Origin of the sequence: Erwinia phyllosphaerae, assembly GCF_019132875.1 — a bacterium.
Lineage (GTDB): Bacteria > Pseudomonadota > Gammaproteobacteria > Enterobacterales > Enterobacteriaceae > Erwinia > Erwinia phyllosphaerae.
This window is the reverse complement of sequence record NZ_JAHSPF010000005.1, coordinates 374,325-397,886: the sequence shown is the minus strand read 5'-3', so window position 1 is coordinate 397,886 and position 23,562 is coordinate 374,325. Positions and strand designations below refer to the sequence as shown.

Annotated in this window: 18 protein-coding genes; 4 read left to right on the top strand and 14 right to left on the bottom strand. The window is 56.3% G+C overall.

Translation table 11 applies throughout. The features are described from left to right. Positions 1–70: 70 nt before the first annotated feature. The 8 genes from KUE00_RS11940 to rppH all read right to left on the bottom strand — a co-directional run bounded on the left by KUE00_RS11940 (position 71) and on the right by rppH (position 6,813). Entirely contained in the window at positions 71–400 is a 330-nt protein-coding gene (locus KUE00_RS11940) for a prepilin-type N-terminal cleavage/methylation domain-containing protein (protein WP_246760106.1), read from the bottom strand. After that, complete coding sequence (locus KUE00_RS11935; RefSeq protein ID WP_246760105.1) at positions 357–794, bottom strand: DUF2509 family protein; 438 nt, start codon at positions 792–794, stop codon at positions 357–359. Before KUE00_RS11935 ends, KUE00_RS11940 begins: the two co-directional genes overlap by 44 nt. Continuing rightward, positions 791–1,348 (bottom strand): prepilin peptidase-dependent protein, encoded by a 558-nt coding sequence (locus tag KUE00_RS11930; protein ID WP_246760104.1) that lies wholly within the window; start codon positions 1,346–1,348, stop codon positions 791–793. The genes KUE00_RS11935 and KUE00_RS11930 overlap by 4 nt, the downstream gene beginning before the upstream one ends. Next, on the bottom strand, positions 1,345–1,881 hold the full coding sequence (locus KUE00_RS11925; protein ID WP_246760103.1) for a prepilin-type N-terminal cleavage/methylation domain-containing protein: 537 nt from the start codon (positions 1,879–1,881) through the stop codon (positions 1,345–1,347). Before KUE00_RS11925 ends, KUE00_RS11930 begins: the two co-directional genes overlap by 4 nt. A gap of 340 nt (positions 1,882–2,221) precedes the next feature. After that, positions 2,222–3,016 (bottom strand): thymidylate synthase, encoded by a 795-nt coding sequence (gene thyA, locus KUE00_RS11920; protein WP_246760102.1) that lies wholly within the window; start codon positions 3,014–3,016, stop codon positions 2,222–2,224. Beyond that, on the bottom strand, positions 3,013–3,894 hold the full coding sequence (lgt, locus tag KUE00_RS11915) for a prolipoprotein diacylglyceryl transferase (RefSeq protein WP_246760101.1): 882 nt from the start codon (positions 3,892–3,894) through the stop codon (positions 3,013–3,015). The genes thyA and lgt overlap by 4 nt, the downstream gene beginning before the upstream one ends. A gap of 135 nt (positions 3,895–4,029) precedes the next feature. Further along, on the bottom strand, positions 4,030–6,276 hold the full coding sequence (gene ptsP / locus KUE00_RS11910) for a phosphoenolpyruvate--protein phosphotransferase (protein ID WP_246760100.1): 2,247 nt from the start codon (positions 6,274–6,276) through the stop codon (positions 4,030–4,032). Between the two features lie 12 nt (positions 6,277–6,288). Beyond that, positions 6,289–6,813 (bottom strand): RNA pyrophosphohydrolase, encoded by a 525-nt coding sequence (gene rppH, locus KUE00_RS11905; protein WP_246760099.1) that lies wholly within the window; start codon positions 6,811–6,813, stop codon positions 6,289–6,291. 684 nt (positions 6,814–7,497) lie between these two features. Between rppH and mutH the strand changes: the two genes are divergently transcribed. The 4 genes from mutH (at position 7,498) to KUE00_RS11885 (ending at position 10,556) form a co-directional block, all read left to right on the top strand. Then, complete coding sequence (gene mutH, locus KUE00_RS11900; RefSeq protein ID WP_246760098.1) at positions 7,498–8,184, top strand: DNA mismatch repair endonuclease MutH; 687 nt, start codon at positions 7,498–7,500, stop codon at positions 8,182–8,184. 69 nt (positions 8,185–8,253) lie between these two features. Continuing rightward, positions 8,254–8,964 (top strand): TerC family protein, encoded by a 711-nt coding sequence (locus KUE00_RS11895; protein WP_246760097.1) that lies wholly within the window; start codon positions 8,254–8,256, stop codon positions 8,962–8,964. Between the two features lie 164 nt (positions 8,965–9,128). After that, complete coding sequence (locus KUE00_RS11890; RefSeq protein ID WP_281434582.1) at positions 9,129–9,344, top strand: YgdI/YgdR family lipoprotein; 216 nt, start codon at positions 9,129–9,131, stop codon at positions 9,342–9,344. A gap of 171 nt (positions 9,345–9,515) precedes the next feature. Beyond that, complete coding sequence (locus KUE00_RS11885; RefSeq protein WP_246760096.1) at positions 9,516–10,556, top strand: NADP(H)-dependent aldo-keto reductase; 1,041 nt, start codon at positions 9,516–9,518, stop codon at positions 10,554–10,556. A 130-nt stretch (positions 10,557–10,686) separates the two neighbouring features. Here the strand turns inward: KUE00_RS11885 and lplT are convergent, their stop codons facing one another. The 6 genes from lplT to KUE00_RS11855 form a co-directional block, all read right to left on the bottom strand. Further along, positions 10,687–11,898, bottom strand: coding sequence for a lysophospholipid transporter LplT (gene lplT / locus KUE00_RS11880; RefSeq protein ID WP_246760095.1), 1,212 nt, complete (start codon positions 11,896–11,898; stop codon positions 10,687–10,689). Continuing rightward, positions 11,891–14,056: a bifunctional acyl-ACP--phospholipid O-acyltransferase/long-chain-fatty-acid--ACP ligase gene (gene aas / locus KUE00_RS11875; protein ID WP_246760094.1), complete on the bottom strand. Its 2,166-nt coding sequence runs from the start codon at positions 14,054–14,056 to the stop codon at positions 11,891–11,893. The genes lplT and aas overlap by 8 nt, the downstream gene beginning before the upstream one ends. 400 nt (positions 14,057–14,456) lie before the next feature. Beyond that, the gene (locus KUE00_RS11870; protein WP_246760130.1) at positions 14,457–15,893 is read right to left on the bottom strand and encodes an efflux transporter outer membrane subunit; all 1,437 of its coding nucleotides are present in this window, start codon (positions 15,891–15,893) and stop codon (positions 14,457–14,459) included. A 24-nt stretch (positions 15,894–15,917) separates the two neighbouring features. Further along, on the bottom strand, positions 15,918–19,010 hold the full coding sequence (locus KUE00_RS11865; protein ID WP_246760093.1) for a multidrug efflux RND transporter permease subunit: 3,093 nt from the start codon (positions 19,008–19,010) through the stop codon (positions 15,918–15,920). Continuing rightward, on the bottom strand, positions 19,007–22,216 hold the full coding sequence (locus KUE00_RS11860) for an efflux RND transporter permease subunit (RefSeq protein ID WP_246760092.1): 3,210 nt from the start codon (positions 22,214–22,216) through the stop codon (positions 19,007–19,009). The genes KUE00_RS11865 and KUE00_RS11860 overlap by 4 nt, the downstream gene beginning before the upstream one ends. Beyond that, a complete protein-coding gene (locus KUE00_RS11855) occupies positions 22,213–23,442 on the bottom strand; it encodes an MdtA/MuxA family multidrug efflux RND transporter periplasmic adaptor subunit (protein ID WP_246760091.1) in 1,230 nt (409 codons plus the stop codon). Before KUE00_RS11855 ends, KUE00_RS11860 begins: the two co-directional genes overlap by 4 nt. Positions 23,443–23,562 lie beyond the last annotated feature (120 nt).

Genomic DNA, 23,562 nt, shown 5'->3' with positions numbered 1-23,562 from the left:
CTCCTGATCCGGTATTGCTTTGCGTGCACACTCTACCCCGTCCGGCGACGGTTGCAAATGCGATCCTCTTTCACCGCTCGGCGTTATCGCAACGCAATTGCGATAGCCTGGCCCGAGCGCCGGCCGGGCTAATAGCCTGCGCCGTAAATAATGTGCAACTGCCCATCAACGTTTGCTGTTCCAGCGTAGTCCGCCAGCCTGGCGCTTCGTAGCCCTCAAACCGTTGCCAGGCAAGCCTGACTGCTTCCCGCTGCTGCGCCTGTAGCTGAAAAGCCTTGCCCAGCGCCAGCTGATACTGCGTTAGCGCCAGCGAGCTGATACTGAACAGCAATAGCGCGATCAGCGTTTCCGGCAGGCTAAAGCCCTGCTGCCTGACCTTCCGGCAGGCAGCTTTCTTCACTGGCCAGCGGGCAATAGTCGAGCCAGCCATGCGGTAAGGCAGATATCGCACTATTTTCATCATTGCGTTTTACCCATCGGTAAATAGTCAGGGTTCCGCTTCCGCTGTCGCCACGCAGCAGCGCCTCACCTGTTTTCAACACAATAAAGCAGGCACGCCAGGCCGACTGATTTGCCGTACGGCAAGACCATCGCTGCACGGACGGCCAATGCTCGGTTTCGCCCCAGCGTAGCGCGGAAACGGCCAGGCTGGTTTGCTGCAGATAAACCCCTTCGTCGACGACCAGGCTTAGCGACTGCTCCATCTGACGACGCGTAGCCTGTAGCAGCGCCGCCGACATCAGCAACAGCAGGATAACCATCATCAACGCCCCGCTTCCCTGCTGTGCCGTCACAGGTTTTCTCCCGTTACCCAGCGTTCAACGGTAAGCGCCTGAAGGGGGAAGCCGAGCGCATAGCCGCTTAGCCGTAGCTGAACCTGCTGCGCTTTTCTGACAACGCGAAAGTCACTGATGATCACGCTGGCCGGATCGTTCATTTTTTCCCAGCCGCTGCTTTCACAGCTATCTACGCCGCGCTGCGCCTCCAGGCTGCCGTTACGTAGCCGGAAACCATAGTAATCGCTGGTTTCGCTGTCGGCATTTTCCCATTTACCGTTGCTGTTTTCATCCCAGCGCAGCAGCAGGCACTGGCCGTTACTGCTGGTTATCAGGGCCTTGCCCTGGCATTCTCCATGGCAGTAACCTGCCCGGCGGACGTTTTTCGCCAGCGTGGCCATCATCAGCTGTAGCTCTTCTCGCAGCTGAAAAGTCATCAGCATGCGCAGATTATTCATTTGCAGCAGCGGTAAAAACCTTGCGGCACCCAGCATGAGTACGCCACCGATCGCCAGCGCAATCATCATTTCCGGCAGCGTAAAGCCCGCGCTTTTTATGGAAAGGCATCTCATGGACAGGCGTCCCGGCAGATACGCACTCTGGCGCGTGAGGACAGGATGATATGCCGCTCGCCTGCCGCGCTGGCAATAACGATCCGGCCAGGTTTTGCGACGTTGCGGCGACCATAAAATCCCATCCCCTCCGTTAACGATAAGAGTTTGATCTCCCGCCACGGCGCGAGCAGCAGCCAGCGCTGCCTGCCCGCACAATGCTGCTGGCGCGGGCCGCTACCCAGACACCACGGAACGCCGCTCGTGCGCCATAACAGCGCCTGTCGATTGTGCCAGTTGGCATCATTGCGTAAGCGCAGCAAGAAATGCTGAATTTGTCGTGCGCTGGCGTTGAGCCGCTGCGTCTGCCGCCACTGTTGCCAGCTGCCTGCGGCAGCCGTCGTCAATATACTGGCGATAACCATCACCACCAGCAGCTCCAGCAAGGTAAAACCGTTTCTGTTCATAACGGCTATTGTGCCCGTGTCGGCTAGCGATACCAGCGGGAAAGTAGCGAATTGCGAGACGTCTTCCGGCCATTCATCTGCACCCACTTTCAGCAACATTTTTTTAGAAGATGTGTCGCAAAACAACACGATATTCGGGATGTTAAAAGCCGGGTATGGATCCGCAATGACAGGGGAACGGGAGCCGGGATGTTAAAAGCCAGGTATGTGCCCGCAATAACAGAAGAACGGGAGCCGGGATATTAAAAGCCGGGTATAGACCTGCAATAACAGAGGAACGGGAGCCGGGATGTTAAAAGCCGGGTATGTGCCCGCAATAACAGAGGAACGGGACCAGGGGATGGGAGCCGAAACAGAGGCTGGTAGAGAAAAATAAATGCGCTAAACGGGAAGAACAAAGGGAGCGGTAACCCGCTCCCTTAATCCGTCAGATAGCCACCGGCGCTTTGATAGCGGGATGGGGATCGTAACCTTCAATCTCAAAATCTTCAAAACGATAATCAAACAGCGAAGCCGGTTTACGCTTGATCACCAGTTTCGGCAATGGACGCGGCTCGCGCGTCAACTGCAAATTGGCCTGTTCCAGATGATTGCTGTAAAGGTGCGTATCGCCGCCCGTCCAGACAAAATCACCCGGTTCCAGATCGCACTGCTGCGCCACCATGTGCACCAGCAGCGCGTAGCTGGCGATGTTAAACGGTAGGCCGAGGAACACATCGCAGGAACGCTGGTAAAGCTGGCAGGAAAGCTTGCCGTTCGCCACATAAAACTGGAAGAAAGCGTGACACGGCGCCAGCGCCATCTCATCAAGTTCGCCCACGTTCCAGGCGGAAACGATAATGCGGCGGGAATCGGGATCGCTTTTCAGCTGCTGCATCACCTTCGCCAGCTGGTCAATCTGCTGGCCGTTAGCCGCGCCCCAGCTGCGCCACTGCTTACCGTAAACCGGGCCAAGGTCGCCATTTTCATCGGCCCACTCGTCCCAGATAGTAACCTTGTTTTCTTTTAGATAAGCCGTGTTGGTATCGCCGTTCAAAAACCACAGCAGCTCGTGGATGATCGAACGCAAATGGCATTTTTTCGTGGTGACCAGCGGAAAACCTTCCTGCAGGTTGAAACGCATCTGATGACCAAAAATCGACAGTGTCCCGGTACCGGTACGGTCATTTTTCGGCGTGCCCTCGTCGAGCACTTTTTGCATTAATTCCAGATACTGTTTCATTTTTCCTCACGAAGTTGCTGCGCAGCACGGCGGCGATAGGCCCAAATCATCATAATGGCACCAGCGATAATCATTGGCGTCGAGAGGATTTGTCCCATGCTGATAATGTTGTCAAACAGGCCCAGCTGAGCATCCGGCTGACGGAAGTATTCGACAATAAAGCGAAATGCGCCGTAGCCAAGCAGGAACAGCCCTGAGACCGCGCCCATCGGGCGTTTTTTACGAATATAGAGATTTAAGATAATAAACAGCACCACGCCTTCCAGCAGCAGCTCATAGAGCTGGGAAGGATGACGCGGCAGCACGCCGTAGGTAGCCAGCAAAGATTGCCATTCCGGATGGGTTGCTACCAGCGCAACGTCTTCGCTACGGGAGCCAGGAAACAGCATGGCCCACGACAAATCCGGCGCGACGCGTCCCCACAGTTCACCATTGATAAAGTTGCCCAGACGGCCTGCGCCCAGCCCAAACGGGATTAACGGCGCAATAAAATCGGAAACCTGGAAGAAGTTGCGTTTAGTGCGATGCGCAAACCACAGCATCACGCAGATAACCCCAATCAGGCCACCGTGGAACGACATACCGCCGTCCCAGACCTTAAACAGATAAAGCGGATTATCCAGAAACAGCGGCAGGTTATAAAACAGCACATAGCCGATACGGCCACCGAGGAAGACGCCCAGAAAACCGGCGTACAGCAGGTTTTCAACCTCATCTTTTGTCCAGCCGCTGCCGGGCTTGTTGGCACGACGCACTGCCAGCCACATGGCGAAAATGAAACCAACGAGGTACATCAGTCCATACCAGTGCAGAGCGAGCGGCCCGACGGAGAAAATTACCGGATCAAATTGGGGGAAAGCCAGATAGCCGTTAGTCATCTTTCACCATTATGTAAAGTCCCTGATTTCAGGTGACGGAATGAATAAACCAGAGCGCGCGTGGCGCCGTACAGAGGCGCGCATCATAGCACAGGCCGCATAAAAGGCGGCCCGGGTAACTGTAAACTTTAATGGCTAGCGTCCGCCACGGATCAGCCCGCCCAGGCCGCGTCTTTCCATAAACGTGGCGACCAGATGGCGCACCTCGGTTGCCTGCTGCGCCTGCAAGCCCGCTTCCGCCAGCTTTTGCGCTTCTTCGTAATCAATGTGGTGCAGCAGATACTTGACCCGCGCGACGTTACGGCCGTTCATGCTCAGGTGATGATAGCCAAGCCCTATCAACAGCGCGACGCAGCTGGAATCGCCTGCCATTTCGCCGCACAGGCACAGCTCAATTCCGGCCTGCTTCGCCTCTTCTGCAATGGTTTTTAGCGCCCGCAGCATAGCGGGATGCAGGCTGTCGTACAGGTTAGCGACACGCGTGTTATTACGATCGACAGCCAGCAGATACTGCGTCAGATCGTTGGTGCCAACCGAGACAAAGTCGACCCGCTTCGCCAGATGGCCGATCATAAAAATCATTGAAGGCACTTCAATCATGACGCCGATACGCGGTTTCGGGATGCCGTAACCCAGCATCTCCTCTACTTCTTTTCCGGCACGCTCGATCAGTTTGAGCGCTTCATCAATTTCATCGATGCTGGTGATCATTGGCAGCAGGATGCTGAGGTTATCGCTGGCGACGTTGGCGCGCAGCATTGCACGAACCTGTACCAGAAAAATTTCCGGCTGATCCAGCGTCAGGCGGATGCCGCGCCAGCCCAGACAAGGGTTTTCTTCGCTGATGGGCATATAAGGCAGCTGCTTGTCCGCACCGACATCCAGCGTACGCAGCGTTACCGGCTTTTCCAGAAACAGCTGTAGCATGCCCTGATATTGCGCCACCTGCTCTTCTTCCGAGGGGAAACCGTTTTGTAACATAAACGGAATTTCCGTGCGGTAAAGCCCGACGCCATCCACGCGGCTACCCAGCGCCTGCTCGTGCTCTGCGCTAAGACCGGCGTTGAGCATGACCTTTATCGGCTCGCCAGACTTCAGCGCCGCCGGTCGCTCAACCACGTCCTCCGCCAGCTTGCTTAGCTCATTTTCCTCGGTGATAAGCCGCTGGTACTCCTGCACCAGCACCGGTTCGGGATCGACCAGCAGCTCGCCGCGATAGCCATCGACAATCAGCAGTCTACCGTTCAGCACTTCCGGCTGGATATCGGCACCCATCACCGTTGGGATGCCCATTGCGCGCACCATAATGGCCGCGTGCGAGTTGGCCGCACCGTCTCTGACCACTACGCCAGCCAGGCGCTCGTGCGGCAGCTCGGCAAGCGTGGTCGCGCTCAGCTCATCGGCAACCAGCACAAAGCGCGCGGGCCACGTGTTAGTGCCCTGCATCGTATCGTCAAGATGGAACAGCAGACGCTGGCCCAGCGCGCGCAAATCACCGGCCCGCTCGCGCAGATAGCTATCCTGTAAGCTGGCAAACTGCGCGGCGAACTTCTCAATAACCTTTTTAACCGCCCACTCTGCGACCGAGCCATTATCGATCTCCGCATAAAGGTCTTTCTTCAGGCGGTTGTCGCTCAGCAGGTGCGAATAGAGGTCGAAGATGGCCGCACTTTCTTTATGCACGCTGGAGGTAAAGCGTTTGCTGTAGCGCCGAAACTCGCCAGAGGCTTCATCCATTGCCACCGACAGCCTTTCCCGCTCGCGCACCGCGTCCAGCGTGGAGGCCGCCGAGACGTTTTCCAGCGAAGGCTGATTGCTTTCTACCCAGCCCTTTGCCACCGCCACGCCCGGCGCGGCAGCCAGCGCACGCACGCGGGTCTGTCGATATTGCCCAAACAGCGCATTCAGCTGCGACTGGGAAAGAATGGTGGCCATCTGCGTAGCCAGCGTAACGAGGAAAGACTCTTCGCTTTCATCGAACTGGCGATGTTCGCGCTGCTGCACCACCAGCACGCCCAACAGCTGGCGACGGCTGATAATCGGCACGCCGAGGAAAGAGCGGAAACGCTCTTCTTTTACGGAAGGAATATATTTAAAGCTGGGATGACTCTGCGCATCCGCCAGGTTGATAGGCTCGGCCAGCCGACCGACCAGCCCGACGATCCCTTCGTCAAAGGCCAGCGCAACGGTGCGGCCACGCGGTTTTTTTAGCCCACGCGTTGCCATCAGGTAATAGCAGCGGCGGTCGTGGTCGGCCAGATAAACCGAACAGACTTCGGTATCCATTGCCAGGCAAATTTCGCTGACCAGAATATCGAGCGCCTCGGTCAGCCGGGGCGCTCCTGCCACTTTTTCAACTATCTCGCGCAGCTGTGTAAGCATATTTTAAGTGGCTTACCCTCTCTTCCGTCGATAAGGCGTAGTTCGCGGTACGGCGTTCTCCTGCAGCGGCATTACCACGCCGGCAAACTCTTTCATCACTCGCCGATAGACGTCGCGTTTAAAAGAGACCACCTGGCGTACAGGATACCAGAAGCTTACCCAGCGCCAGCCGTCGAACTCTGGCGTGCTGCTGGTTTGCATATTGATATCCGCGTCATTGCACAATAATTGCAGAAGAAACCACTTCTGTTTCTGGCCGATACAAACCGGCTTTGTGTCCCAACGCACCAAACGTTTTGGCAACTTATAGCGTAACCAGTTTCGGGTAGAGGCAAGGATGCGCACATCTTTGCGGTGTAAACCAACTTCCTCAAAGAGTTCTCGATACATCGCCTGTTCTGCCGTTTCTCCAGGATTTATCCCTCCCTGGGGAAACTGCCAGGAGTGTTGGCCATAGCGTCTGGCCCACAACACTTGTCCCTGCCTGTTACAAATTACGATACCAACATTCGGGCGGTAGCCATCATCATCGATCACTGGACTACCTCAAACTTAAAACTCGGATGTTCTGATTGTTTCATACTCCTTACAGGCGGTAAACCACTGCTTTTTCCCCCTGTGGGGCGGCATTCGCGGGATAACTTACGAACATTTCCCGAGTTATAAACAGAATCCGCCTTTTTTACCCGATTTTATTCACCTTTTCTGTGGATATCTTTGTGCAGAACTCTCTTAACGTTTGGGGAAAACTTTCCAGACGGCCGATACACGCGCTATCAGTATAGTGGTTAACTGATTATAAGCATTGGAATTTACCTGACGTCGGCGGCGGGTTTTAACGCTTTAATCTTAGTGTCATACCGGGCTGCTAAGGCACTGGCGAAAGATCGAGCATCGCCTTTTTTATCCACAGGTTATGCCGCTATGATAAGCAAAAAAAGGGGAAAAATGGATAAAGTGGTCGAGTCAAGCCTGTAAATCGAAACAGTACTGTGATAAAAGTCGACTTATCCCATTTTTCTGTGGATAACTACGTGTAAGATCCTGTTCATTGTCGGTGCGCAGTCAGGCATAACCTTTTCGCACGCGGACAAAACAGAGGCGGACGCAAATAAAAAGGCATGATTAATCATGCTATTATTCCGCTTTCCCCCACTTCCCGTTCAGCGTTTTTTAGCGGGAAAAAACACTGTCTATTTTTTGAGCAACAGAGAAGCCTTTATGTCAGCAACGTTTTTTTCCGTGCCGCGGCCTGAAAGTGAAGCCATTTTGCTTGCGCGTGCACGCCAGCTGGCAGGCTTTACGCTGGGTGAGCTGGCACTGAATGCCGGCCTGGCTATTCCGGCTGATTTACGTCGGGACAAAGGGTGGGTTGGCATGCTGCTGGAGCGCTATCTGGGTGCAAGCGCAGGCAGCAAGCCCGAGCAGGACTTTGCAGATATTGGCGTGGAACTGAAAACCATCCCGATTGATGTACAGGGCCGCCCGCTGGAAACAACCTTTGTCTGTGTTGCCCCATTGACCGGCAACAGCGGCCTGGTCTGGGAAACCAGCCACGTGCGCCATAAGCTGGCCAGAGTATTGTGGATGCCGGTTGAAGGCGACAGAGCGATCCCGCTGGCAGAACGCCGCGTCGGCGCGCCGCTTCTCTGGAGCCCGAATCAGGAAGAAGAAACCTTGCTGCGGCGTGACTGGGAAGAGCTGATGGATATGATCGTGCTGGGTCAGGTAGAGCGTATCACCGCGCGCCACGGTGAAGTACTGCAAATCCGTCCTAAAGCGGCCAACAGCAAAGCGCTGACGGAAGGCATTGGCGAAAATGGCCAGCCGATAATGACGCTGCCGAGAGGCTTCTATCTGAAGAAGACCTTTACCGCCCCGCTTCTTGCCCGCCATTTTTTACTGTAAAGCTTTAGCTGACTGGCATTCGGATGAGTATACTCTTCGTTTAACTTTCGTTTAGGATGCGACGTTTGTATGTTTGACTGGATTGCCGATCCCAACGCCTGGCTGGCACTGGGTACGCTGACGATTCTGGAAATCGTCCTGGGTATTGATAACATTATCTTTCTTTCTCTGGTGGTAGCTAAGCTCCCTAAGCAGCAACAGAATGCCGCGCGCCGTGTGGGCCTTGCGGGCGCCATGCTGATGCGTCTGGGCCTGCTGGCTTCTATCGCCTGGGTTATTCGCCTGACTACCCCGCTGTTTACCCTGATGGATCACGATTTTTCCGCACGAGATTTGATTTTGCTGTTTGGCGGGCTTTTCCTGTTATGGAAATCAAGCCAGGAGATCCACGAAACGATTGAAGGCAACGAAGAGGAGCACAAGACTAACGTGCACTCTTTTATCGGGGCCATCGTGCAGATTATGCTGCTCGACATTATTTTTAGCCTGGATTCCGTTATCACCGCTGTAGGACTTTCCGATCATTTGATTATTATGATGGCGGCCGTAGTGATTGCGGTTGGCGTGATGATGTTTGCCGCCCGCGTTATTGGCGAATTTGTTGAGCGTCATCCTTCGGTCAAAATGCTGGCGCTCTCTTTTCTGATCCTGGTAGGTTTTACCCTTATTCTGGAAAGTTTCAATATCCACGTACCAAAAGGTTATATCTATTTCGCCATGTTTTTCTCTATGGCCGTAGAGTGCCTCAATCTGCTGCGCAGCAAAAAAAACCACGCCTGATCTGAGCTGACCGGCATTGCCGGTCGGCCTCTTTCCTGACGATTTCACGATCAAAGTCAATAGTTTGTCGTGCTACACCACGCTTTTCGGAGTTCTGCGGTTAACGCTTTCTCTAAAATAAGCTATTACTATCGGGAGATATTTTCAGGCTAAGGGAGCGAATTATGAAGTTGATGTCAGGCGCAGCCGTATTGATGCTGGCTACGCTATTGGGCGGTTGCAGCAGCGATTATGTTATGGCGACCAAAGATGGGAAAATGATTATGACCCAGGGTAAACCGGAAATCGACGCGGATACCGGCCTGGTTAAATATACTGACCGCTCCGGCCATGAACTCCAGATTAACGGCGACGAGGTTTCCTCGATTGTCGAACGTTAAACCCTATCTCGCCACCTGAGCGTGTCAACCAGGTGGCTTACCGCACTTCCCGATAAATCTGCTCTTCCCCCTGCTGTGCCCGACGGTTATAGTCAAAAGCCGGATCTGGCGCTGGTAACCTGCCATTGTGGCGCCGGGCCGGTTCTTAATAATGAAAAAGGAAGCCGGCAAATGCATTATCATCGTATTCCCCACAGTACGCTGGAAGTCAGCAGCCTGGGATTAGGCACCATGACCTTTGGCGAGCAGAACAGCGAAGCCGATGCGCATGCCCAGCTCGATTTAGCGCTGCGTTCCGGCATTAATCTGATTGATACCGCCGAAATGTATCCGGTACCGCCGCGTCCGGAAACGCAGGGATTAACCGAAACCTATATCGGCAGCTGGCTGAAAGCACGCGGCAATCGCGAAAAAATTATTCTGGCGTCAAAAGTCGCTGGCCCGGTACGCGGTGCCGACGCCTCAATTCGTCCGGGTCAGGCGCTGGATCGTAAAAATATTCGCGCCGCGCTGGATGCCAGCCTGAAACGGCTTAATACCGATTATATTGATCTTTACCAGCTGCACTGGCCGCAGCGTCAAACCAACTATTTTGGAAGACTGAACTACGAATACGCAGACAGCACCGCAACGGTAACGCTGCTGGAAACGCTGGAAGCGTTGAACGAGCAGGTGCGCGCCGGGAAAATCCGGTATATCGGCGTTTCCAATGAAACCCCCTGGGGCGTGATGCGCTATTTGCAGCTGGCCGAAAAGCACGAGCTACCGCGCATTGTTTCTATCCAGAATCCTTACAGCCTGCTGAATCGTAGCTTTGAAGTTGGCCTGGCGGAAATCAGCCAGCACGAAGGCGTGGAGCTGCTGGCCTACTCCTGCCTGGCTTTTGGTACGCTGAGCGGAAAATACCTGAACGGTGCGCAACCTGCAGGCGCACGTAACACGCTGTTTAGCCGCTTTACGCGCTACAGCGGCGAACAGGCTGAGCTGGCAATAGCTGAGTATGTCGCGCTGGCGAAAAAGCACCATCTGGATCCGTCACAGATGGCGCTGGCATTTGTCCGTCAGCAGCCTTTTGTTGCCAGCACGCTGCTGGGCGCTACCACGCTGGAGCAGTTAAAAACCAATATCGACAGCTACAATCTGACGCTGGATGAAGAGGTGATGCAGGGTCTTGAGGCGATTCATCGCCGTTATACTTTCCCTGCGCCGTAAACCCTCCGTCACAGGGGGCGGAGAATATCCGCCCCTGAGGTTGTTTATACCGTACTGACGTCCGGCATGAGCTGTCCGAAGCACGACACCGGCACCCTCCGTAACAGCTGGTGCCGCATTCAGATCGCCCTTACTGCACGCTGCGCCCCCGCTTTTGCGCCAGCTGCCATCCCCACAGTACGGCAATAGCCAGAGCAAACAGCGCACCAAATCCTACGCCAGTGGCGACTGGCGGCGTACCGAGCTTAATAGCCACGGTATAAAGCCCCAGCATCAGCAGCATCGCGCTGTTTTCGCCCAGGTTTTGTACGGCGATGGCGTTACCGGCACCGACGCTTGCCTTGCCGCGCATTTGCAGCAGCGCGTTCAGCGGCACCACAAAAAAGCCGCCCAGCATGCCAATGACTATCAGCAGTCCATAAGCGCCTGTTGCAGTATGCTGTAAAGCAAAACAGGTCACCGCTACGCCGATCAGCACGCCTGCCGGCATACATCTGCCAACCGTTTTCAACGTCACCAGCTTCGCTGCGGCTCCTGCGCCAAACACAATGCCGATAGCAACCATAGCGTTTAGCAGCGTCGGCGTTTTGTTATCCGTAATGCCTAACGCAACCGGTACCCACAATACCAGCAGGAGGCGCAGCGTTACGCCTGCTCCCCAAAACAGACTGGTGCCCAACAGTGAAAAGCGCGTTTCGCCATCTCGCCATAAAATGCGACAGGCCTGGAAAAAGCTGGCCGACATGCGCAGCGGATGCCAGCTTTGCCCGACGCGGGCGGCCGCCAGTTTTGGAATAAGCGTGTTTGCCGCCACGGCCAGCGCATAGGCCAGCACGCAGGCAATCAGTGCGCCGGTCAGGTTCCAGTCGGCCAGCATACCGCCCGCCAGCGAACCCAGCAGGATTGCCAGAATGGTAGAAGACTCCATCAGGCCGTTTGCCTTAACCAGCGCTTCTCCGTCAGTGATTTCGCCAAGGATGCCGTATTTAGCCGGGGAATAGGCCGCTGCGCCAATGCCGACCAGGCCATAGCCGATAAAAGGATTCAGGCCAAAGCAGATCGCCAGCGCGCCCAGCAGCTTGAGGCCGTTAGCAAACATCATCACGCGCCCCTTGGCAAAGCTGTCGGCAAACTGACCGACAAAAGGCGCCAGGATAATGTAGGTCGCGACGAAAACCATTTGCAGTATCGGCTGGCTCCAGTCCGGCCAGAGCTGTTGCTTAAGCACCGCCAGCGTGGCGAATAACAGCGCGTTGTCGCCAAAAGCGGACAAAAACTGCGCGACAATAACCGCTATCATACCGCGCGACAGCAGCTTTTCGCCGCCAGATGAGTTACGCATTTTCCGTCCTGTTTTCCGGCTGTTCCGCCATGCTTTTCAGCGTGACGAAATCGGGTTTACCGCTGCCCAGCTGCGGCAGCTGCTTAAGGAAACGAATATCGCGCGGCACGGCCAGCTCCGGCGCGCCCATTTCACGGGCCGCACGCTGTAGCTGCTCGCGGTTAAGCTCGCCGTCGGTGGTAAACAGCACCAGCGCTTCGCCACGGTTGCCGTCCGGCTTGATTGAGGCAGCGTGCTGTTTTTCTGGCGACGCTTTTAACGCAAGCTGCTCTACGGTTTCCAGCGAGACCATTTCACCCGCGATTTTCGCAAAGCGTTTGGCGCGGCCCTGAATCTGGCAGAAACCGTGCTCGTCAAAGCTGACAATGTCGCCGGTATCGTACCAGCCCGCTTCCATTTGCCCCTCGCCGTTATCCGCCTGCGGCGCTTCCAGCACGCCCGGTTTTTCGACTCTGAGGTAGCCTTTCATGATGTTCGGGCCGCGCAGCTGTAGCAGACCGCCCTGCTCAATGCCGGGAACGGAAATAAGCCGCGAGTCCATCGCGGGTAAAATTCGCCCAACGGTGTGATTTTTGGCGGCCATCGGCACGTTAATCGCGACAACCGGCGCGCATTCGGTCACGCCGTAGCCTTCCAGAATGCGAATACCGAATTTATCCATCCACGCCTGACGCGTGTTTTCCTGTAGTTTTTCCGCACCGGCGACCACATAGCGCAACCGGGCAAAGTCGTAAGGATTGGCAAAGCGCGCATAGTTACCCAGGAAGGTAGAGGTGCCGAACAGTACGGTACAGTTACGGTCATAGACCAGTTCGGGAACGATGCGATAGTGTAACGGGCTTGGATAAAGAAAGACTTCTGCGCCGGTCATCAGTGGCGTAAACAAGCCCACCGTCAGGCCAAAGGCATGGAACAAAGGCAGCGCCGACATAAAGCGATCGCGCGGCGTAAAATCGGCCACGGTCCGGATCTGTTCAACGTTTGCCAGCAGGCTCTTATGCGAATGCACTACGCCTTTAGGATTGCCTTCGGAACCTGAAGTAAATAGCACCATTGCCGCGTCTTCGGGCTGCTGCGACACCTCGGCAAGCCGTGGAAAAAGAAGATGGCTAAGGATCCAGAGTTTATCCTGAGCCGTGACGGTCTCTTTTAAATCTTCCAGAAAAACCCATTTCACCCCGGTAAGCTGCTCGGGAAGATGCCATAGCTTGCCCTTATCCAGGAACTGGCGAGAGGTAAAAACCGTTTTCACTTCTGCCGCCTGCAGCGCGCTGCCTACGCCTTTTACCCCTGCGGTGTAGTTAAGCATTGCCGGAATACGGCCACGCATTGACGCCCCCAGGATGGCTGCTGCCGTAACCGTTGCGTTTGGTAACAGCAAACCAATATATTCACCTGGCGACGTATAGCGCTCCAGAATACGACCCACGCCCAGCGATTTTTTCAACAGCCCCGTATAGCTGTCAGGCGTAAAATTAACGTCTTCAATGCAGGACTTAAAAAAACCGTAGCGCGTGCGGGCAGACAGGAAAGCCTGATAAAGCGTCTCGCGCGGACGCACCGCCATGCGTGCCTCCATCATAATATGATGCAGGTGTTCACCCGCCAGCTTGCGGCGTTCCCGCGCGGTTTTTGCTTCCGGCATGGGGATGGTGGTGGCGGGCAGCACGGTCAGGCTGATACGTGGAAAAAGACGACGCTTGAAGACGCCAGCCAGACGGCCAAACGGCGTATATTCCGCGCCTTCAATTCTTATTGGCACCACGGCCGCCTGCGATTTTGCCGCCACAAAACCGGCACCATCATAAATTTTCATCAGCGAGCCGGTAACGGTAATCCGCCCTTCCGGAAAGATCACCACCGGGCGGCCTTGCCCGATCGTTTTCACCAGGTGCTTGATCGACAGCGGTTTAGTGGGATCGAGCGGCACAAAATCGACCAGCGAGCGCACCCAACGCATATACCACTGCTCGCTGACGGAGGAGTAGACGGCGAACACGGGTTTAACCGGCAAAAACAGCGCCAGCAGCATGCCGTCCAGAAACGACATGTGATTAGGAACAATCAGCACCTTTGGCTGATGCAGCGCGGAAATATCGCCAGCCAGACGAGTGCGATACAGCAGACGAAAAAGCAGACGAAAAAAAGAAAGCAGCATGGCATCTCCTTAGCCAGTAAATTTGCCTGTAACGATGCAGGATATGGCTGAGCAAGACAATGGTAAACGGTGAAAATTACGAGCGTTGAGGGCGATTAATACCGAAATCTACAGTGTTGCAGAAAGTTTTGCGGCGCGGCTCGACAAACGTTGTTCCGGTGATGGCCGACAGCGAAACAGCCCCCCCAAGGAATCTCATCATTAAATTTACGTTTGGGAACAAAGATAATAAGGAAAATGTCTTTTTGGCCTGCGCCATGGCGAATGATGACGTATGCAATATCAGATATAGCGGTTAAGTTGTCGTGAAGCGTGAATTCTAATAATACTCCCATAGCCGCTGCTGGCTACGGGAGCATCTTATTGGATTAAATCAATGATTTAAACTCTTTCCTGCGCATCAATGCGAGGGTGCCGTCCAGCCGCCACCCAGCGCCGCAATCAGCTCCACGCTGGCAACCCACTGCGTGCTTTGCAGCGACAGCAGGCTTTGCTGCTGGCTCAGGCTGGTGTTTTCCGTGGTGGCGACGTCAAGATAGTCGATCATCCCGGCTTCATACTGGTTGCGGGTCACGCGAGCCGACTCCTGCGCTGCCTGCGTCGCGCGCTGCTGCGCGGCCATTTCATCCTGCAATGTGTTCAGCTCCACCAGATAGTTTTCTACCTCCTGGAAACCGGTCAACACCGCCTGGCGATAGCTGGCGACGTCTGCATCATAGGCCGCGCGGGCCTGTTCCACTTTGGAAGACGTGGCGCCAAAGTCCAGTAGCGTGCCGCTAAGCGATGGCCCCAGCGACCAGACGCGATTAGGCAACGACAGCAGGTTATGCAGCGCAGAGCTGCTGAAACCGCCGCTGGCACTTAGCGTCAGATCGGGATAGTAACCCGCAATGGCTACGCCTACGGCGGCATTGGCCGCGGCAACGGTGCGTTCGGCATAGGCGATATCCGGACGACGCTGCAACAGCGTTGACGGCACTGCCTGTGGAAGAGGCGGCAGCGTTGCCGTCATTTCTGTCGTGGCTGGCAGGCTGAATTCGGCTGGCGTTTTACCGATAAGAAGAGCAATGGCGTGTTCGGTCTGCGCACGCTGCCAGCTAAGATCCAGCGCGGAAGCGCGAGCGCTTTCCAGCTGCGCCTGAGCCTGTGCCAGCGTACCGCGAGACTCGCTGCCGGCCTGATATTTATTATTAATGACGGTCAGGTAGCGCTGATACGCCGCGACGCTTTCCTGATACAGCGCAATCTGCCGATCCATGATGCGCAGCTGGAAATAGTCCTGCGCCAGCTCGGACTGGGCGCTAAGTGTGATATTCGCCAGCTCGGCTTCGCTTGCCTGCGCGCTCGCTTTATTCTCTTCCAGCGTGCGTCTCAGCTTGCCCCAGATATCCAGTTCCCAGCTGGCGCTGGCCTGTAAAGACTGGCTGTTACTGGTCGTCCGCTGGCCGGATGTGGTGCTGCCGCTCCGCGTTGAAGAGCCGGTATAGGTGGCGCTGGGAAAAAGGTCGGAGCGGGACTCGGCCACCAGCGCCTTCGCCTGGCGATACTGTGCCTCATACTGCGCTACGTTCTGGTTGGAGATAGAAACCTGGCGCAGCAGGCCGCTCAGCGTGTTGTCATGGTAGACCGACCACCATTCGCCTTTGCTTTGCGCATCCTGCGGCGTCGCTTCGCGCCAGCCTTTTGCTTCTTTATAGTGTGTCGGTACGTTTACCGTCGGGCGATGATAGTCGGGGCCGACAGCGCAGCCGCCCAGCAGCAGCGCCAGCAAAACGGGCGTAAGTTTCCGGCAGGCACGGGTCGATGGCGCAGGCAGGTGCCAGCGTCCGTTTAGCATGGGTAAAGTCATTATTTTCATCATTTAAGCTCTGAGGCGTGCCCACTGGCGTTTGGTAGCGCGACTGGCGCGATCGAGATAGAGGTAAACCACCGGCGTGGTAAACAGCGTTAACAGCTGGCTCAGCGCCAGGCCACCGGCAATCGCCAGGCCCAGCGGGCTGCGCAGATCGGCATCGCCGCCGCTGCCCAGCGCCAGCGGCAACGCACCAAAAAAGGCGGCCAGCGTGGTCATCATAATGGGTCGAAAGCGCATCAGACAGGCCTGGGTAATCGCCTGCTGCGGCGTCATGCCCTGGTTACGCTCGGCGGCCAGCGCAAAGTCGATCATCATAATGGCGTTCTTTTTCACGATACCGATCAACAGCAAAATACCGATTAGCGCAATAACCGTCAGCTGCGTGTTGGTCAGCAGCAGTAAGAGCAGCGCCCCGACGCCCGCGGACGGCAGCGTGGAAAGAATGGTCAGCGGATGGATATAGCTTTCGTACAGCATGCCCAGCACGATATAAACGGCGGCCAGCGCGGCCAGAATCAGCCACGGCATCGAGGCCGACAGATCGGCAAAAGCCTTCGCCGTTCCCTGGAATCCGGCCTGAATATCGCTCGGCAGCCCGATTTTTGCCATCGCGGTTTTAATCAGCGCCGACGCCTGCTCCAGCGAGACGCCGTCCGCCAGGTTAAAGGCAATGGTGCTGGTCGCCGACTGCCCCTGATGCGCTACCGACAGCGGCGCGTTGGCTCCGCTGAAGCTGGCAAAAGCGGAAAGCGGGATCTGATCGCCGGAATCGTTAACGACGTAAAGCTTGTTCAGCATGTCCGGATCGCGCGTATAGGCGTCCTGTAGCGACATCACTATATGATATTGATTCAACGTCTTATAAAGCGTGGCGACCTGACGCTGCGCAAAGGAGTTGTTCAGCATCGTATCGATCATATTGACGTCGACGCCCAGCCTTTTGGCGCGGTCGCGATCGATATTGATCATCACTTCCTGGCCGCCGGTCTGGGAATCGGAGTCCACGCTGTTCAGCTGCGGAATGGCTTCCAGCGCCGCCTTAACCTTAGGCGTCCAGATACGCAATGTATCCAGATCGTCCGCCTGCAGGCTGTACTGATAGCTGGCGTTGGCGCTACGGCCGCCGATATGCAAATCCTGCGCGGCCATCAAAAACAGCTCTACGCCAGGCACGTTGCGCGTTTTGCCGCTCAGTCGGTTAGCCACTTCTGCCGCGGTCGCGTCGCGCTTTTTGAAGTCCTTAAGATGGACGAAGAAGTTGGCGGTATTGCGCGAGCCGAACGCGCCGCTGCCCATTGATGACATTACGCCATCTACTGCCGGGTCCTGCTGAATCATTTTGGCGAACGCTTCCACTTTTGGCTTCATCGCCTGAAAAGAGACGTTCTGATCGGCGCGCAGCATCCCCATCAGCAGGCCAGTATCCTGATTGGGGAAGAAGCCTTTTTGCACCACGGAATAAAGGAACAGGTTAAGGATAACGGTGAGTATCAGGCTAAACAGCGTCAGCCGCTGGTGGCGCATTACCCAGTTCAGCGCGCTGGCATAGGCGGCCAGCAGCCGGTTGAGGCCGTTTTCAATCCACTGATAAACAGGATGTGGCCGTACGGTAACCTTCGGCTTGCGCTTCAGCAGGCGTGAACAGAGCATCGGCGTCAGGCTCAGCGATACCAGCATGGAGATCACCAGCGAAACGGTCAGCGTAACCGCAAACTCGCGGAACAGACGGCCAACAATGCTGCCCATCAACAGGATGGGGATAAACACCGCTACCAGCGACAGCGTCATCGACAGCACGGTAAAGCTAACTTCGTTAGCCCCCTTGAGCGCCGCGCGTACCGGACTTAGCCCCTCTTCGATATAGCGGGTAATGTTTTCCAGCACGACTATTGCGTCGTCCACCACAAATCCGGTGGCGATAATCAGCGCCATCAGCGACAGGTTATCCAGGCTGTAGCCCAGCAGATACATCACCGCACAGGTGCCGATAAGCGAAACCGGCAGCGCCAGCGCGGGGATCGCCACCGCCTGTAAGTTGCGTAAAAAGACAAACACCACGCCGATAACCAGCATCATGGCAATCAGCAGCGTTTCTTCCGTGTCATAAAGCGAATCGCGAACGTTGGGTGAACGGTCAACGACGATTTTCAACGCCACGTCAGCCGGCAGGTTTTTTTCTAGCGCCGGAAGCTGGGCTTTGATCGCATCAATGGTTTCCAGCATGTTGGCACCGGCCTGCCGCGTGACGCCGATCATTACCGACGGCGAACCATTGTAGTAGCCGACGTTGTACTGATCTTCTACCGAATCGTAAACGGTGGCGACATCGCTAAGATGGATGGCGCGGCCATTCTGGTAGCTGACGATCAGATTACGGTACTGCTTTGCCTGTTCAAGCTGGCCGTTGCTGTCGATCACCCAAGACTGTTTTTCGCCCTGCAGCATTCCTTTCGGCAAATTGGTGGTGCTGTTGGCAATCGCCGTGCTGACCGTATCCAGCGACACGCCGAAATGGGTCAGCATCTGCGGCTGCAAATCAATGCGCACGGCGGGCAAGGCGCTGCCCATCAGCGAAACGTCGCCCACGCCCTTAACCTGGGCAATTTTCTGGTCGATTTCGCTGTCGGCCAGATCGTACAGCTCACCTTTGGAACGCGTGGTCGAGGTTAGCGCCAGCATGACAATGGGCGCATCTGACGGGTTAGCTTTGCGGTAGGTAGGCAGCGAAGGCATGCTGCTCGGCAACAGACTGCGCGAAGCGTTGATCGCCGCCTGCACGTCACGCGCCGCGCCGTTGATATCGCGGCTCAGCTCAAACTGCAAAATGACGTTGGTCGATCCCTGCGAGCTGCTGGAGGTCATCTCGGTGATACCGGCAATCTGCCCCAGCGCGCGCTCCAGCGGCGTGGCCACCGTGGCCGCCATCGTTTCCGGGCTGGCGCCCGGCAGGCTGGCGGAAACCATAATGGTCGGGAAATCGACCTGCGGCAGCGGCGCCACAGGCAGCAGGCGATAGCCCAACGCGCCCAGCAGCAGCAGCGCCAGCATTAACAGCAGCGTGGTTACCGGCCGGAAAATAAAGAAGCGCGTGATGTTCATCTTTCCGTCCTGCGCAGTCTACGACGCAGGCGCTCGGCCAGGCGATCGAACCACAGATAGATAACCGGCGTAGAAAACAGCGTCAGTACCTGGCTGAAGATCAAACCGCCCACAATCACTATCCCCAGCGGCTGGCGCAGTTCGGCACCGGAACCCGATGCCAGCATCAGCGGCAGAGCGCCCAACAGCGCCGCCATCGTGGTCATCAAAATCGGCCTGAAACGTAGCAGGCAGGCCTGGTGAATGGCGTCACGCGGGCTAAGCTGCTGTTTTTTCTCTGCGTCCAGCGCAAAGTCGATCATCATAATCGCATTCTTTTTCACGATACCGATCAGCAAGATCACCCCTATCAGCGCAATCAGGCTGAATTCGGTATTCGCCAGCAGCAGCGTCAACAGCGCGCCTACCGCCGCCGAAGGCAGCGTGGAAAGAATGGTGACAGGGTGAATAAAGCTTTCGTACAGAATACCCAACACCACATACATGGTCATTAGCGCTGCCAGAATCAGCCATAGCGTGTTGCTGTTGGCATTTAAAAACGCCTCGGTTTCGCCCTGGTAGCGCAGCGTAATACTGGACGGCATATGCAGGCTTTGCTGCGTTTCGGCAATCGCCTTTTGCGCATCCTCCAGCGAGTAGCCGTCATTGAGATTGAACGAGAGCGTCACCGCCGGGAACTGGTTCAGCCGCATATGTACCAGTGAACCAATGCGCTGATGGATAGTAGCAATTGAGGTCAGCCTGACCATGCTGGTGGTGCTGGTCGAACTGCTGCTGGTCGAGCTGCTGCTGCCGGACGAGCTGCTGCTGGAGGAGGAGCCGGTTGTTGAAGTAGATGACGAGCCGCTGCTGTCCGACGTTGACGTTGACGACGACGACGAGGCCGCCAGCCAGATATCGTTAAACGACGCGGGCGACTGCTGGTACTGCGGCGCCACTTCCAGCACCACGCGATACTGGTTTGACTGGGTAAAAATAGTGGAAACCAGCCGCTGACCAAACGCATTGTACAGCGCGGTATCCACGTCAGAAGCGGTAATGCCATAGCGAGCCGCGGCGTCGCGATTCAGCTCGACGTAAGCAACCTGCCCTTGATCCTGAAGATTGCTCACCACGGAACGGAATTCAGGCCGTTTCTCCAGCGCGCTGACCAGCTTCGGTGACCAGCTGACCAGGTTTTCGCTGTCCGCATCGTCCAGCGAGAACTGATACTGGTTTGGCGTCACCTGATCGTTAACCGTTAAATCCTGCGAGGCCTGTAGATACAGCTGAATACCCGGCACGTTTTTGGTCGCCTGCTGTAGCTCGCTGATGATCTTGTCGGCGCGCTCGTCGCGCTCGTCGAACGACTTCAGGTTAATTTGCAGTCGTCCGCTGTTGAGGCTGGTATTAGTGCCGTCAATACCGATAGTGGAAGAGAGGCTTTCTACCGCCGGGTTTTTCAGTACGATCTCCGCCAGCTGCTGCTGCCGCTTTGCCATCTCGTTAAAGGAGACGTCCTGTGATGCTACGGTCACGCCCTGAATCAGGCCGGTATCCTGCGACGGGAAAAAGCCTTTGGGAATGATCGCATACAGCAGCGCGGTAAAGACCAGCGTTGCCAGCGCGACCAGCAGCGTCAGCCGCTGATGGTTCAGCACAATGGTCAGCAGGCGATCGTAACCGGCCACCAGCTTGTCAAAGAATTGACCGCCCTTGCGATAAAAACGGCTCTGCTTCTCTTCCGGAATGTGGCGCAGCAGATAAGCGCAAAGCATGGGGGTAAGCGTGAGCGAGACCAGCATGGAAACCAGAATCGATACCGCCAGCGTGATGGCGAACTCGCGGAACAACCTGCCGACCACGTCGCCCATAAACAGCAGCGGGATCAAAACCGCAATCAGCGAGAAGGTCAGCGAGATAATAGTAAAGCCGATTTGCGCCGAGCCTTTCAGCGCCGCTTCCATCGGCGTTTCACCCTGCTCCAGTCGTCTTGAAATGTTTTCCACTACCACGATGGCGTCGTCGATAACAAACCCGGTGGCGATAGTCAGCGCCATCAGCGACAGGTTGTTAAGGCTGAAGCCCGCCAGATACATCACGCCAAAGGTCCCCACCAGCGACAGCGGCACCGCCACGCTGGGGATCAGCGTCGCCGCCACGTTGCGCAGGAACAGGAACGTTACCATCACCACCAGCGCAATCGACAGCATCAGTTCAAACTGCACGTCGCTGATAGAGGAGCGAATGGTCTGGGTGCGGTCGGACAAGATCTGCACTTTTACGCCATCCGGCAGCGCGGCCTGCAGGGTCGGCAGCTGTGCCTTGATATTGTCGACCACGGAAATAACGTTAGCGCCCGGCTGGCGCTGCACGCTGATAATAATCGCCGGGCTGTTATTGGCCCACGCGGACTGATAAGTGTTTTCCGACGCCTCTTCAATGTGTGCAATATCGTGCAGCCGCAACGCCGCGCCGTTCTGGTAAGTCAGGATCAGGTTGCCGTACTCTTTGGCCGTGCGCAGCTGATCGTTGGCGTCGATAGTGATGGAGTGATATTTGCCGTCAAAGCCGCCCTTTGAGCCGTTAACGTTGCTGTTGCTGATAAGCGTGTTAACGTCTTCCAGCGTCAGGCCGTGCGCCGCCAGCGCTTTCGGATCCATCTGCACGCGAATAGCTGGCTGATGACCGCCCGCCAGCGTCACCATACCGACGCCGGAAATCTGCGACAGCTTCAGCGCAATACGCGTATTGACCAGATCCTGCACCTTGATCAGCGGTAGCGTATCGGAACTGGCCGCCAGCGTAATCACCGCCGTATCTGCCGGGTTAACCTTTTTATAGGTTGGCGGATTAGGCAGATCGGACGGCAGCAGGCTGTCGGCGGCGTTGATGGCCGCCTGCACTTCCTGTTCGGCCACGTCCAGCGACAGATCCAGCGAGAACTTCAGCGTAATAACCGAGGAGCCGCCCGAGCTGCTGGAAGCCATCTGGCTGAGACCGGCCATCTGGCCAAGCTGTCGCTCCAGCGGCGCGGTAACGCCAGAAGCGATCACGTCCGGGCTGGCACCGGGATAGAGCGTGGTGACCTGGATAGTCGGATAATCCACCTGCGGCAGCGCCGAGGTAGAGAGGAATTTGTAAGCGAAAATGCCGGAAATCAATACGCCGACCATCAGCAAAATGGTGGCGACCGGCCGCTCTATAAAGATACGGGACGGATTCATTGCGCTTTCGCTTTGCCGCTGGCAGCTTTGGTTTCGTCTGCGGTAACCACAGAGACTTTACTGCCGTTGCTGAGACGGTCAATGCCGACGGTCACCACCTGCTCGCCTGCCTTCACGCCGGACAAAATAGCCTGCTGCGTGTCGCCCAGCGCTGGCCCGGTTTTCACCGCGCGGCGCGTTACCGTTTTGTCGCTGTTAATGACGTAAACAAAACTGCCGTCGCTGCTTAACTGAAGCGCCTGCGCAGGGATCACCGTCGCCTGTTTCAGCGTGCCGGTTTGCAGCCGCATATTGACGAACTGGTTAGGAAAGAGCGCTTCGTCGTTGTTATCGAACAGGGCTTTCAGTTCTACCGTGCCGGTGCTGGTGTCGATCTGGTTACTGATAAACTTCACGCTGCCGGTAGCCAGCGCGGTCTTGCCTTCCTGATCGAAGGCGGTAGCAGGCAGCGCTTGATCGTTGTGCAAGGCCTTAATCAACACGGGAATATTGCTTTGCGGCACGCTGAAGGTCACGGCAGCGGGCTGCATTTGGGTAATGGTGACAATGCCGGTAGAGTCGCTGGTTTGCACCATATTGCCTTCGTCCACCAGACGCAGGCCAACGCGGCCGGAAACCGGCGCGGTAATGCGTGCAAACTCAATATTCAGCTTCGCCGCGGCGATTTGCGCCTGGTCGGCCTTAACGGCACCGCGGTACTGCCCAACGGTGGCGGTCTGCGTATCAAGATCCTGACGGGCAAGCGAGTCCTGCGCATAAAGCTTGCGGTAGCGTGCCAGCGTCAGTTCCGCACTTTGCAGCAGCGCCTGATTCTGGTTGAGTTCGCCCTGGTACTGCGCCAGCGTGGCCTCATAGCTACGTGGATCGATTTGCGCCAGCAGCTGGCCCGCTTTCACCTTCTGCCCTTCGGTGAAGTAAACCTTCATCAGCTGGCCATCAACGCGGCTGGTGACGGTAACGGTCGCGTTGGGAATGACCGTACCCAGCGCGGTCAGATAGACCGGCACATCGGCCGTGGTCACGTTGCCCGCATGCACCGCAACGGGGCCGGACATCATCATGCCGGGGCCGCCATGTGGGCCGCCCGCGCCTGGAGGGCCGCCAGCATTGCGCGCGCCAGAACTCGGCCAGAAGCGCCACGCCAGCAGCGCAAGCAGGATGACCAGGATCAGTAAAATAATTTTTTTACGGCGTGAGGATGAGGTTTTCGCAGTCGTTGGGGTCATGAGGCTCTGTAAGATCAAGTAAAACAAAGAAACGGCAGCATGACGCTACCGCCTGAAAAAAGCCAGGTCAGTCTGTGACCCGGCAATATTATGGGTGAGAGCGCTGATTAAATTCCATCC